Here is a 13,457-nt window from a genome sequence, read left to right as displayed (position 1 = left end):
AATTCCTTAAACTAGGATCAGTTTAAGGAATTATGCTCTAATTTTTAAGTGTTCGAGCGACCTTTGTGTGCCAAGTCTGGCACACGGCGCTCTTTAGCCTCGAATAAAGCGAACCGTCCCTGTTCGCAACAAAGAAGCGGCTTTTCAGCCGCCTCCCGGTCACAAATTTCATTCAGAGTGTCTGTTATACTTCTTCATAACTTCAACAAGCCGGTCATGCGGAAGCGCGTAAGAGATATTATCGTCCCGCCCTTTCATGGTTTCCGCAGCAATCATCGCATTGATAATCGCCTCTTCGGTTGCCAAAGCAGCAGCCTGAATGAGCGGATCCATTTTATTATTGGAAACCATCTCCATTTGTGTAGTCTCTTCGCGACTGAAAGCATCAGGATTGGCCGTTGAAAACGCGATAAAAATATCACCGCTGCCATTCGCGCCAAAACCGCCGACACGACCAATGCCAACAGGCACACGACGCGCCAGCCGTTTCAATTGATGCGGCAACAGCGGCGCATCCGTTGCCACGACAACGATAATCGAGCCGCTCTCCTCACGCGTCCATGAGGTATCCTGCATCAGCTCGGTAATTTCCTCACCAACCGGCACACCGGAAATCATCAAATCCGGCCGTCTGCCGAAATTACCCTGCACCAAGACGCCGACAGTATAACCGCCCTCATCTTCGCTCAATTTACGGGATGATGTACCGGTGCCGCCTTTAAAATGGAACAGGTTCATACCGGTGCCGCCGCCGACATTACCTTCTGCAATTCTACCGCCCGCAGCATTATCCAGCGCGGCATAGACATGTTCTTTCTTCACATGCATGCCGTTGATGTCGTTCAGGATACCGTCCCATGTTTCAGCAACCACCGGCAACAGCCAGTAAAGGTCTTTGAAATGCGGCCCCGTCAGATCATTATCAATCAGCCATGAAACTACAGAATCCCGCACCACGCCAACGCTATGCGTATTGGTGATCGCTATCGGCCCTTCCAGAAAACCGCTCTCCTCCACCCATGTTGTGCCGGTCATCTCGCCATTACCATTGAGAGAATACCAGCCGGAGAAAACCGGATTGAATGTCTTACCCCGTGGCAGAATGGCTGTAACGCCGGTGCGTGCAGGGCCTTTACCGGTCTCTAACTTGCCCTCACCTTCGATAATCGTCGAATAACCAACCGTCACGCCTTCAACATCGGTAATGGCATTATTCGGGCCGGTTGTGCCTGTAAACGGAATACCGAGATCACGCGCGCGCGGTTTATGCGATATGCTTGTCATTAAAATTATTTCCATATTCTGCAATCAAAACAATTCCGCCAGAAGCAGGAGCCGCCGCTGTTGCAAACTGTCTTCAGGCAAAAACACAGCGTCTTTGCCCTGATTTTTGAGAACCCTCCGTGGCGGTATGTCGTCATGCTCCCCGATACCACCATCGGCATATAAGCACCGCAAATTTATCCGCGCAATTGCTTTCATCCGCCGTTATCAGCAGGCTTATCGCATCACTATTAAGCTGGGAGAGAAGATGAGAAAGGATAGAGGCACATCTGCCTCGGCAATAAGTTTATGCAAGATACAAAAATGCCCTGCCGCTCACTTATTTTGGCGCGCAGGGCTTTTGATTGGGGTTCATCCCATTTTGTCGGTAGTCATTCGCCGACAAGCTTTCAGAAAGCTGCCGTAAAGGCAGGTTATCTGCAGAAATGATAAATTGTTGCTCTTTCAATAAAACCACACTTCAACTTTCATTTGTGACAGTCTGGCTCTGAACCGCAGATATAGCATTCAGCTATAATTTTCAGAACCTTACCACTTTCAGCAAATCCTATATTCTGCGATTTGCTGCCGAAGCACACAGACCGGTGAATATAGTCATTGATCTTTCTATACATACTATCTTCACAGATAGTCCTTACAGAAATCCGGTAGTTTCAGAAAAAACATTATTTTTCGACGATACAATATCGTCATGCATGGTCAGGTGGACTCATCCTTATATTCCTCCTGTTTCGCGCGGAACAGTATAAGTTCCTGTCTGGGCTTTCGCCCGTCTTCAGCTGTTCGGGACTTTACATCCCTTTCCTCCGCTGATGCTGAAGACAATTTCAGTGTGCTCTCAGGACAGCGCATCGTCAACTGATAGGTTTTCACATTATATTACATCGTCATTTGATGAACTTAGAGCATTTCACAGTCAAGTTGGATCAACTTGACGCCCGTGATAATGCGACCAAATAAAGAATCTAGAGCGAGTACTATGATCCAATCTAGACGTAAACCGCTCTAGACAAGAAATTCTGCTTTGCTGCGATTACAACCAAAATCTGACTGGACTTAAGTTCATATTTTGTTCTATAACCTTTTGCAAAATTGCGGGAGAGCAGCTGGACTGTCATCAGTGCAGCGCGGTTCCGCAAAACAGAGTACAAATCCGGTCAATATTGAGTTTGAGCAGAGCGCACCTATATAAATGTCTGAGTTTCGGCTGAGGCATTGTAAATCCTGCCATTCTCCTGTTTCCGGCCAAATTGTTACGCACCAACCGCAGGCACAATGCTGATGAGCGATCAAAAATTTATTTCCATTCGCGGCGCCCGCGAACATAATCTGAAAAATATTGATATTGATCTGCCGCGCGACAAGCTGATTGTCATGACCGGTCTGTCCGGTTCCGGTAAATCATCGCTCGCTTTCGACACGATTTATGCTGAAGGTCAGCGCCGTTATGTCGAAAGTCTTTCAGCCTATGCGCGCCAGTTTCTGGAAATGATGCAAAAGCCGGATGTTGACCAGATTGACGGTCTGTCTCCGGCAATTTCCATTGAACAGAAAACCACCAGCCGCAACCCGCGCTCAACGGTCGGTACTGTCACCGAGATTTACGATTATCTGCGCCTGCTCTATGCGCGCGTTGGCGTACCTTACTCCCCTGCCACCGGCCTGCCGATTGAAAGCCAGACTGTCAGCCAGATGGTTGACCGCGTGATGGCTTTTGAAGAAGGCACGCGCCTCTATATCATGGCGCCGATTGTACGCGGCCGTAAGGGTGAATACCGCAAAGAGCTCGCTGAACTGCAGAAAAAAGGCTTTCAGCGTGTCAAAATTGACGGTGTTTTCTATGAAATAGCTGACGCACCGGCACTGGATAAGAAATACAAGCACGATATTGATGTGGTGGTTGACCGCGTTGTGGTGCGTCCTGATCTGGCTTCGCGTCTGGCCGACAGTCTGGAAACCTGTCTGCAACTGGCAGAAGGTCTGGCGATTGCAGAATTTGCGGATAAGCCGCTGCCACCGGAAGAAACCGCAGCAGACAGCGCCAATAAATCCAAAAACGACACCCATGAGCGCGTGCTGTTCTCGGAAAAATTCGCCTGCCCTGTTTCTGGCTTTACCATTGCCGAGATTGAGCCGCGCCTGTTCTCCTTCAACAATCCGTTTGGTGCGTGCCCGACCTGTGACGGTCTTGGTTCTCAGCAGGCCATTGACCCGAACCTGATTGTGCCGGATGAAACTCTGCGTATGAAAGACGGTGCAATCGCACCTTGGGCAAAATCCTCATCGCCATATTACAATCAGACATTGGAAGCACTGGGCAAAGCCTATGGTTTCAAGCTGACCGATAAATGGCAGGATTTGAGTGAAGATGCCCAAAAGGCTGTGCTTCATGGTACAAAAGGCAAAGAAATTACCTTTGTTTATAAGGATGGCTCACGCTCTTACGAAACAACCAAGACATTTGAAGGTGTTATTCCTAATCTGCAGCGGCGCTGGAAGGAAACCGATTCCAACTGGTCGCGCGAAGAGATTGAGCGCTATATGTCGGCCACACCTTGTCCTTCCTGTGCAGGCTATCGCCTGAAACCGGAAGCACTGGCGGTTAAAGTCGGCATGATGCATATCGGTCAGTTAACGGAAATGTCGATCCGTAATGCAGATCAGTGGTTCAGCACGATTGACCAGCAGTTCAATGATAAACAGAACGAAATTGCTGCCCGTATTCTGAAAGAAATCCGTGAGCGCCTGCGCTTCCTCAATGATGTGGGGCTGGATTATCTGTCACTGTCGCGTAATTCCGGCACGCTTTCCGGCGGTGAAAGCCAGCGTATCCGTCTGGCTTCGCAGATCGGCTCCGGCCTGACCGGCGTTCTCTATGTGCTGGATGAACCATCCATTGGTCTGCACCAGCGCGATAATGCCCGTTTGCTCGACACACTGCGTCATCTGCGTGATCTCGGCAATACAGTGATCGTGGTTGAGCATGATGAGGATGCCATCCTCACCGCCGATTATGTGGTCGATATCGGCCCGGCAGCCGGTGTTCATGGCGGTCAGATTATTGCTAAGGGCACACCGTCCGAAGTGATAAACAATCCAAATTCTATCACCGGCAAATATCTGTCCGGCGCAATGCAGGTTATGGTTCCGGCGGAGCGCCGCAAGATCACCAAATCCAAACGCATCAAGGTTGTCGGCGCCCGCGCCAATAATCTGAAAAACGTAACCGGTGAAATTCCGCTCGGTACCTTTACCGCAGTAACCGGCGTATCCGGTGGCGGTAAGTCCACCTTCCTGATCGAAACCCTGTATAAAGCTGCTTCACGTAAAATTATGGGCTCCCGCGAGCATCCAGCCGAACACGACCGGATTGAAGGTCTGGAACTGCTGGACAAGGTCATTGATATCGATCAGTCACCAATCGGCCGTACACCGCGTTCCAATCCGGCAACTTATACCGGTGCCTTCACACCAATCCGCGACTGGTTTGCCGGTCTGCCGGAAGCAAAAGCACGCGGCTATCAGCCAGGACGCTTCTCATTCAACGTCAAAGGCGGACGCTGTGAAGCCTGTCAGGGTGACGGTGTTATCAAGATTGAAATGCACTTCCTGCCGGATGTTTACGTGACTTGTGATGTTTGTAACGGCAAACGCTACAACCGCGAAACACTGGAAGTTCTGTTTAAAGGCAAGAGCATCGCCGATGTTCTTGATATGACGGTTGAAGAAGGTGTGGAATTCTTCGCTGCGGTGCCAAGTATCCGCGACAAGATGGAAACGCTGAACCGCGTTGGCCTTGGCTATATCAAGATCGGCCAGCAGGCGACCACCCTCTCCGGCGGTGAAGCCCAGCGTGTTAAGCTCGCCAAGGAACTATCCCGCCGCGCAACCGGCAAGACGCTATACATTCTTGATGAACCAACCACCGGCCTTCATTTCCATGACGTTGCCAAACTGCTGGAAGTGCTGCACGAACTGGTCGATCAGGGCAATACCGTTGCTGTTATCGAGCATAATCTCGAAGTCATTAAAACGGCGGATTGGGTATTGGATCTCGGCCCTGAAGGCGGTGACGGCGGTGGTGAAATCGTCGCAGCCGGTCGACCGGAAGATATCGTCGCCGAACCGCGTTCTTATACCGGCCACTTCCTTAAAGAACTGCTGGAACGCCGTCCTGACGGCAAAACACTCGCAGCTGAATAAATAAAAACGCCGCCTGATAAAATAGGCGGCGTTTTTATTAAATGATACGGGAACGAAAATCAGCGCTGTGAACTGATTTTCTTATCTCAGTGCTTCCCATTTTTCAGGGATATGCTGTCACTTGAGAGCAAGCCGTATTTCTCAAGCCTTGCCCATACTTTTACAATCAGGTCAGGCATATCTTCATCGATTAAACCGACCGGCGCTTCCTCAGCAAAACAATTTGCAGTTTCCGCATGTATCCACACCGCCGCACAGGCAGCCTCAAAGGCTGGCATGCCCTGTACGCATAGCCCCGCAATAATACCGGTCAGCACATCACCGGAACCGGCAGTTGCCAGTAATGTATTACCGTTGCTGTTAATTGCAGCACGGCCATCCGGTGCGGCGATCACCGTATCCGCCCCCTTATAAATCACCACACTATGGCTGAGCTGAGCAGCCTGCCGCGCTTTCTCAACTTTACTCTGACTATCCGTAACCAATTCACCGAACAACCGCTGAAACTCTCCTTCATGAGGTGTCAGCACCAGCAAACAGCCTGATCGTTCTGCAGCACCAAACAATATTTGCGGCTGATCTTTAAATGCTGTGATGCCATCCGCATCCAGCACCAATGTTTTCAAACCGGCTCCATCTGCACTATCCGCCATTAATGCACATACCAAATCCCGCGCTCTTGGCAAATCGCCAAAGGCAGGCCCCAAAACCGCAGTTTTGACTTTTCTCGCTTTAATAAAATTCAGAACATCAGCAATTTCACCTAACGGATACAGCATCGTGCCCGTCAGATGGGCGGCATGAACAGGCAATGCATCCGGAGGCGCAATCATTGTCACCAGCCCCGCCCCTGTACGCGCAGAAGCAGAAGCACTCAGGCGTGCAGCACCGGTGGACATCATCCCGCCGGAAAACACCCCGACATGGCCACGTGTGAATTTATGGGCATTGCTCTGTGTAACAGGCAGAACATCACGCCAGAGCTCCGACAGATTTTCATAAAGCCTGACCGGTATTTTCTCGAGTATCGTATTTTCAATGCCGATATCACAAACACTGACGTTACCGCATAACTCACGTCCCGGTTGCAATAAATGCCCGGGCTTCTTACGGAAAAACGTAACAGTGTGCTGCGCCTGCACAGCCACACCCTTAACCTGCCCGTCCAGTCCTGATACACCGCTTGGCAGATCAATGGCACAGACAGATATACCGGACATGTTCAGCCTTGTGATACAAGTTGCCAGCTCTCCGCTTACATCGCGCACCAATCCCGCACCGAGCAAAGCATCCACAACCAGCGGATAATCCTCGGGTATAAAATAATGAAGCGGCAGAACCTGTCCGCCTGAAGACACATAGTCAGCACAGGCAAGAGCAGCATCACTGTCCGTTTTGGGTTGTTCCGTATAAAAACAAGCCACAGATATGCCCGCCGCCTTCAACAGCTTTGCGACGACATAGCCATCGCCGCCATTATTACCGGAACCACAAAGCACAGCCACAGAACGGGCATCTGGCCAAAATCTTACAATCTCCTCAAATACCGCCTGTCCGGCGCGCTGCATCAGATGATAGCCTGCAATACCACCCGCAATGGTAATCCGGTCAGCCTGCCCCATCTCTTCCGGCGTCAATAATTCCATATCAGGCTCCTGCAAGAATGTTTCATTGCTTCGCACATGCTTATTTAAAACGCACAATGCCTAAATTTTAGGCAATTCAAATCCGGCAATCATATTTATCACTGCCATTTTTTCATGCAAAGGCAATGCAGATGCAGCCTTGCCTGAAATTTCTGCACATTCTTTGCCTCAGCTGAATTTCACCTTTCGACATAATTTAAAAATAAACCAAACATTTCAACAAGCTGCATCAAAAGCTGCCAATTAAAATTCTGCCTGCCCATAAAAAATTATAAATTTTACCCGTCATTTTATAAATTCGCAGATTTTGGCACGATTTATGCTTATGATATTTCAAGGCCATGTAAGGCTCAGAAATAAACGGAGGCAGCATTCTGATGAAAAAAATCGAAGCTATCATTAAGCCTTTCAAACTTGATGAAGTCAAAGAAGCACTTCAGGACGTCGGCCTGCAAGGTATCACCGTTCTGGAAGCCAAGGGTTTCGGCCGTCAAAAAGGCCACACTGAACTGTATCGCGGCGCGGAATATGTTGTCGATTTTCTGCCAAAGGTAAAAATCGAAGTCGTGCTTGCCGATGATGCAGTGGATGCAGCGGTAGAAGCCATCCGCAAAGCCGCACAAACCGGCCGTATCGGCGATGGTAAAATCTTTATCTCCAGCGTTGAAGAAGTGATCCGCATTCGTACCGGCGAAACCGGTCCTGATGCTATCTGATATGTAAGTCACCGGTTTTGCCGGACAAATTTTCTCAGTTTAACGTCGTTCAATAGGAAAATGCATATGACGACCGCCCATGACATTCTGAAACTGATCTCTGACAACGACGTAAAATTCGTTGACCTGCGTTTTACTGACCCTAAAGGCAAGCTGCACCATGTGACTATGGATGTGGGTATGGTTGATGAAGACATGTTCACCGACGGCGTTATGTTCGACGCCTCCTCCATCGGCGGCTGGAAAGCCATCAATGAATCCGACATGGTTCTGATGCCGGATCCGGCTTCCGCTCACATGGATCCGTTCTTTGCAGCGTCCACTCTGGTTCTGCTTTGCGATATTCTCGATCCTGTTACCGGCGAAAACTACAACCGCGATCCGCGCGGCACTGCCAAGAAAGCAGAAGCCTATGTGAAATCGCTTGGCATCGGCGACACTGTTTTCATCGGCCCGGAAGCTGAATTCTTCATCTTCGATGATGTGAAATACAAAAACGACCCTTACAACACCGGTTTCAAGCTGGATTCCAGCGAACTGCCATCAAATGATGACACCGATTACGAAACCGGCAATATGGGTCACCGTCCGCGTGTTAAAGGCGGCTATTTCCCTGTTCCGCCAATCGACAGCTGTCAGGATATGCGCTCGGAAATGCTCACAGTTCTGTCCGAAATGGGCGTAACCGTTGAAAAGCATCACCATGAAGTTGCAGCCGCTCAGCACGAACTCGGCGTGAAATTCGACACCCTCGTCGCTAATGCCGACAAGATGCAGCTCTTCAAATATGTGGTTCACCAGACTGCAAATGCCTATGGCAAGACTGCAACCTTCATGCCGAAGCCAATCTTCGGTGACAATGGTTCGGGCATGCATGTTCACGTATCGATCTGGAAAGACGGCAAGCCGACTTTCGCCGGTAATGAATATGCCGGTCTGTCAGAAAGCTGCCTGTTCTTCATCGGCGGCGTGATCAAACATGCCAAAGCACTGAATGCCTTCACCAACCCTTCGACCAACTCTTATAAGCGTCTGGTTCCGGGTTATGAAGCGCCTGTTCTGCTGGCCTATTCCGCCCGCAACCGTTCAGCTTCCTGCCGTATTCCATTTGGTAATTCGCCAAAATCAAAGCGTCTGGAAGTCCGCTTCCCTGATCCGACTGCAAACCCTTACTATTGCTTTGCTGCCATTCTGATGGCTGGTCTTGACGGCATCAAGAACAAGATCCATCCGGGTCAGGCAATGGATAAAGATCTCTATGATCTGCCAGCTAAAGAACTGAAAAAAATTCCTACGGTTTGCGGTTCTCTGCGTGAAGCCCTCCAGAGCCTCGACAAAGACCGTGCCTTCCTCAAAGCTGGCGACGTGTTCAGCGACGATCAGATCGACAGCTTCATTGAACTGAAAATGCAGGAAGTCATGCGCTTTGAAATGGCTCCGCATCCGGTTGAATTCGATATGTATTACTCCTGCTGATACATCCTCCCGAAACAAGAAACCCCGCCAATGGCGGGGTTTTTTATTTGCCTGACAATCAATGAATCTAATTGACAGGCGATCCATGTAAGACTCTGATTATTTTACATTTATCGATCTGAAAAAGCCGCGTCAGACAAACCGGCGCGGCTTAAATTCATAGCAATTTCAGCGTTGATTAGAGTGCACGCACCAGCGCATCAGCTGCACGGATTTCCCGCTCCCGCCATGCACGGCGCGCCTGCGCCTCTTCATCCTCACCCCATTGTTCAATCGTCCAGTCTTCATCGACATGGGCGACTTTCCATGCCGCATCCACATCAATGGCACCCTTAAACAATGCCAAACCGGTAATTGCTGAGCCGCAAAGTGTGGTCATCACATGCAGAGCAGCCAGTGCAACAGGATCAGAAACCATACGCAGATGTGCACCGAAAGCAGCCAGCGCCTCACGCGGTTGCGCCACATGCATCAGGCCTTCTGTAACCTCGAAATTCGCACCGAGTGTCGCGGCCCAATCAAGCAGCGGATCCCAATGTTCACGCTGGCGGTCAACCAGTTCTTTCGGGCTGTCTGCGCGGTAGCACAGCAGATCAGTACCGGCGAAGCGCAGAATTTCTTCCAGCACCGCCTGCGTTTCCGCAGCAACACCATCAATCGCCGTATTGACCAGACGGGTTGCCGGCATATCTGCCGGATTAATATGCGTATCCTGACGGGCAAATTCGTCTGCCACGATCTGCGCAGCGGCTTCCGTTGGCAGAACCAGCTTGTTACGCAGCGGCGTATTGACCAGCTTGCCATCCAGCAATATGGCAAAACCACCGGCTTCATAGGCACCGACAGTCACGTCCTTATAGAAACGCTTCGGCAATGGCGTCAGCATCTGCTTTTGTGCGCGGATAACCGGATCAGGATCAGACAGCATCGCCTCGTGATCGAGCCGTGCCTGTTCGATATCTTCAAGAATATTGCGCATTTTATTTCCTAAATATTTCGGTTCAAAATCTCACCACGCCATCAGCGGGCAAGCTGACCCAACAAATCTAACGGATGATGCAATATAGTTGCGGCACCCGCTTCACTTAATCTGTCCGGCTTATGATAGCCCCAGTTTACACCGATTGCTGTGGCACCGGCACTGCCCGCCATCATCATATCGTAAGTCGTATCACCGATTACAAAGGTCTGCGACACATCGCAACCCGTCTCATGGCAACATTCCAGCACCATTGCCGGATGCGGCTTGGACGGACAATCATCTGCGCAGCGGGATACAAGAAAATTCCGGTCGAAACCATGGCGTTCCATCACCGAGATCACGCCACGGCGGGATTTTCCTGTCACCATGCCCAACAGAATATCATCCTGCGCAGCCAGTGCATCAATCAATTCGGCAATACCGTCATAAAGCGGCTCGTCAAAATCATGCTCCAGCCGGATTTTACGAAATTGCTGCTTATATTGCTCGGTCAGGTTCTCAATTTCAGCACCCATAGGAATACCGGAAATCTGCGAAATCGCCAGATTGAGCGTCAGGCCGATAATTTCCTGTGTCTCGCTCAGTTCCGGCACACGCAGACCTGCATTGGCAAAGGTCTCGGCCATACAACGATGAATAACGCCGCCGCTATTGACCAGCGTTCCGTCACAATCAAACAGCACCAGTTTCATAGTGAGGCTTTTTCCTGCATAGTTTTTGCCAAGTCAGTATCAAATTGCTGCGCTGCTTTGCGCACAGCAATACGCTGCGCATAATTGGCAATAAATAATCCGCCTGCGATCAGGCCAAGCGCTGCGAATAGCTTCCAGCTCATAGGCTCGCCCAGCACCAATCCGCTCAGCATCACCCCGAAGGCAGGGATCAGTAAAGCAAAATTCGACAGTGCTGAAGCAGGATAACGACGGATCATCCAGAACCACAGCGGATAGGTAAAAGCGACAATAAAGGCCGACTGAAACACAAAAGCCGCATAGGTCAGCATAGTCGGATCACGAACCGCATCCCCCAGCATCGGCGCAAAAGGCAAAGGTACAATCGCCGCAATAAGCAACTGATAGAGCAAGGTTTTTTCCGGTGCAGCGTCGCTCAGCGGTGTCTTCTTGATAACCAGTGTCGTCGCCGCCCAGAACACGCTGGAAATCAGACAGAGAATATCGCCGTAAATCGCATTCTCGCCGGGCATCGACAATTCATCCGAGAGAACCAGCACCACACCGCTAAATGCAACAATCATACCGACAACGGTGAGTATCCGCATCCGCTCGCCCAGCAGAAAATGCGCACCGATTGCCACCCAGAACGGCATAGTATTCATCATCAGCGTGGAGCGTCCGGCACTGGTAAAATCCAGCCCCGCAAAAATCAGAACAAATTCCAGACCGAACAACAGCCCGATCACCAAACCGGGAATAAGCGTTTTGTCTTTTTCAAACAGGGCAATACCGCGAAAACGGCACCAGAGGAAAACGAGAAAGCCGCCAACGAAAGAGCGCGCAGCGGCCATATACATCGGGTTGAAGCCCTGATTGCCGATTTTAATGGCAACCTGATTCATCCCCCAGCTGACGCAGATAAACAGCATCAGCGCCACGCCCACTGTATCTATCGTCGCGCGGCGCTCATAACCTGTCACCAGCCGTCCTGTTGCCGACGCCGCGCTCCCTGCTGCCCTGCCCATTTCATCCCCGCTTCAAACACATTCCGGCCTGTTATGCGGCGGAACATACAATCAACTATCAGTCCTGTTCCGCATCCGCATCGAAACCAAGCAGGTTCCACGACTGCACCATATGCGGCGGCAAAGGCGCAGAAACATCAATCATACCGCCACCCGGATTAGGAATGCGGATACGGCGCGCATGAAGATGCAGACGGTTCTGCACACCGCCCGGGAAATCCCAGTTGATATCAGCTTCAAAATATTTCGGATCACCGATAATCGGATGACCAAGATACTGCGCATGTACGCGCAACTGGTGGGTACGGCCGGTATAAGGCTCCATTTCCAGCCAGGACAGGTTCTGACCGGCTGTTTCCAGCACGCGGTAGAACGATACAGCGTGATCGGAATCCGGCTCACCATGCTGGCAAACGCGCATACGGTCACCATCCGGCGTGCTGTCTTTTACCAGCCATGTGGAGATTTTGTTCTCGCGCTTGCGCGGTACGCCCTTCACCAGAGCCCAATAGGTTTTCTTGGTATCACGCTCACGGAAAGCCTTGGTCAGCGCCTGCGCGGCACTACGGGTTTTCGCCACGACCAGAACGCCCGATGTATCGCGGTCAAGACGGTGTACCAGACGCGGCTTTTCGCCTTTTTTATTACGCCATGCTTCCAGCATCGAATCGACACTGCGCACCACACCCGAACCACCCTGCACGGCCAGACCGGATGGTTTATTGAACACATAAACCTTCTCATTCTCAAAAATCAGCATTTTCTTGAGAACATCGCCATCACCCTGATTGCGGATGGTCTTGCCGGTCAGCGGAGTGTTGTCTTCTTTTTCATCGAGTCCCAGCGGCGGAACACGCACGGACTGTCCAGCCTGCAAACGGCTATCAGCTTTCACCCGCCCGCCATCCACACGGATCTGGCCGGAGCGCAGCAGCTTTTGCAAATGCCCGAAGCCCAAGCCCGGAAAATGCACTTTGAACCAGCGATCAAGGCGCATGCCTGTTTCGTCTGCATCTACAGTTTTAAGTTCTACGCCAGCCATATTCTGTTTATTCCGCTAAAATTCGGGGCACAATCACGGCGACAAATGCAATGTCTTCCGTGCAGCCAATATACTCTGAAATATGCTCCTAGAGCATTTCGCAGCCAAATGGAAACATTAGATGACACAGGAACTGTTCAGAACATGTTTTCTGCACGGACTCATGCTTAAAGGCGACCTGCCCCCGTCTGTAACCGTAAAGCGCAAAAACACTTAAGAATAAGCTCTCTGGCACCGGATTCTCACCGAATATTTAAATCCATTAAACTTTCTGAACATTTTATAAAATCATGCATTTTCAGCAGGTTACATAAAACTATCACAGCAGGTTACAATCCGTTGTAATTTATGGTCGGTTTCGCACTTAAATTGCCACTTATGAACACCAATTTCCATTGCAGTTTCAGGC

Annotated in this window: 8 protein-coding genes and 1 pseudogene; 3 read left to right on the top strand and 6 right to left on the bottom strand. The window is 50.5% G+C overall.

Annotated features, from left to right (window positions below):
- Positions 1–168: 168 nt before the first annotated feature.
- Positions 169–1,284: a DmpA family aminopeptidase gene (locus JNC80_RS06625; protein ID WP_376709827.1), complete on the bottom strand. Its 1,116-nt coding sequence runs from the start codon at positions 1,282–1,284 to the stop codon at positions 169–171.
- Between the two features lie 1,281 nt (positions 1,285–2,565).
- Between JNC80_RS06625 and uvrA the strand changes: the two genes are divergently transcribed.
- On the top strand, positions 2,566–5,487 hold the full coding sequence (gene uvrA / locus JNC80_RS06620; protein ID WP_376709826.1) for an excinuclease ABC subunit UvrA: 2,922 nt from the start codon (positions 2,566–2,568) through the stop codon (positions 5,485–5,487).
- 86 nt (positions 5,488–5,573) lie between these two features.
- On the opposite strand, the gene JNC80_RS06615 is transcribed toward uvrA, so the two are convergent.
- Complete coding sequence (locus JNC80_RS06615; RefSeq protein ID WP_376709825.1) at positions 5,574–7,133, bottom strand: NAD(P)H-hydrate dehydratase; 1,560 nt, start codon at positions 7,131–7,133, stop codon at positions 5,574–5,576.
- Between the two features lie 377 nt (positions 7,134–7,510).
- On the opposite strand from JNC80_RS06615, the gene JNC80_RS06610 reads away from it, so the two are divergent.
- Together JNC80_RS06610 and glnA are read left to right on the top strand one after the other, a co-directional pair.
- Positions 7,511–7,849, top strand: coding sequence for a P-II family nitrogen regulator (locus JNC80_RS06610; RefSeq protein WP_028233793.1), 339 nt, complete (start codon positions 7,511–7,513; stop codon positions 7,847–7,849).
- Positions 7,850–7,915: 66 nt separating this feature from the next.
- On the top strand, positions 7,916–9,325 hold the full coding sequence (glnA, locus tag JNC80_RS06605; RefSeq protein ID WP_022711540.1) for a type I glutamate--ammonia ligase: 1,410 nt from the start codon (positions 7,916–7,918) through the stop codon (positions 9,323–9,325).
- Between the two features lie 178 nt (positions 9,326–9,503).
- Here glnA and JNC80_RS06600 read toward each other — a convergent pair whose 3' ends face one another.
- The 4 genes and pseudogenes from JNC80_RS06600 to JNC80_RS06585 form a co-directional block, all read right to left on the bottom strand.
- The gene (locus tag JNC80_RS06600; protein ID WP_376709824.1) at positions 9,504–10,304 is read right to left on the bottom strand and encodes an ATP12 family chaperone protein; all 801 of its coding nucleotides are present in this window, start codon (positions 10,302–10,304) and stop codon (positions 9,504–9,506) included.
- A 41-nt stretch (positions 10,305–10,345) separates the two neighbouring features.
- Positions 10,346–10,999 (bottom strand): HAD-IA family hydrolase, encoded by a 654-nt coding sequence (locus tag JNC80_RS06595; RefSeq protein ID WP_376709823.1) that lies wholly within the window; start codon positions 10,997–10,999, stop codon positions 10,346–10,348.
- Positions 11,000–11,064: 65 nt separating this feature from the next.
- Positions 11,065–12,006, bottom strand: a pseudogene (locus JNC80_RS06590) (DMT family transporter); the annotation flags it as partial.
- 58 nt (positions 12,007–12,064) lie between these two features.
- The gene (locus tag JNC80_RS06585; protein ID WP_376709822.1) at positions 12,065–13,048 is read right to left on the bottom strand and encodes an RluA family pseudouridine synthase; all 984 of its coding nucleotides are present in this window, start codon (positions 13,046–13,048) and stop codon (positions 12,065–12,067) included.
- Between the last annotated feature and the right edge of the window lie 409 nt (positions 13,049–13,457).

Source organism: Pseudochrobactrum lubricantis (assembly GCF_041929865.1).
Classification (GTDB): Bacteria; Pseudomonadota; Alphaproteobacteria; order Rhizobiales; family Rhizobiaceae; genus Pseudochrobactrum; species Pseudochrobactrum saccharolyticum.
The sequence above is the reverse complement of the archived record's forward strand: the minus strand, read 5'-3'. Positions and strand labels throughout refer to the sequence as shown.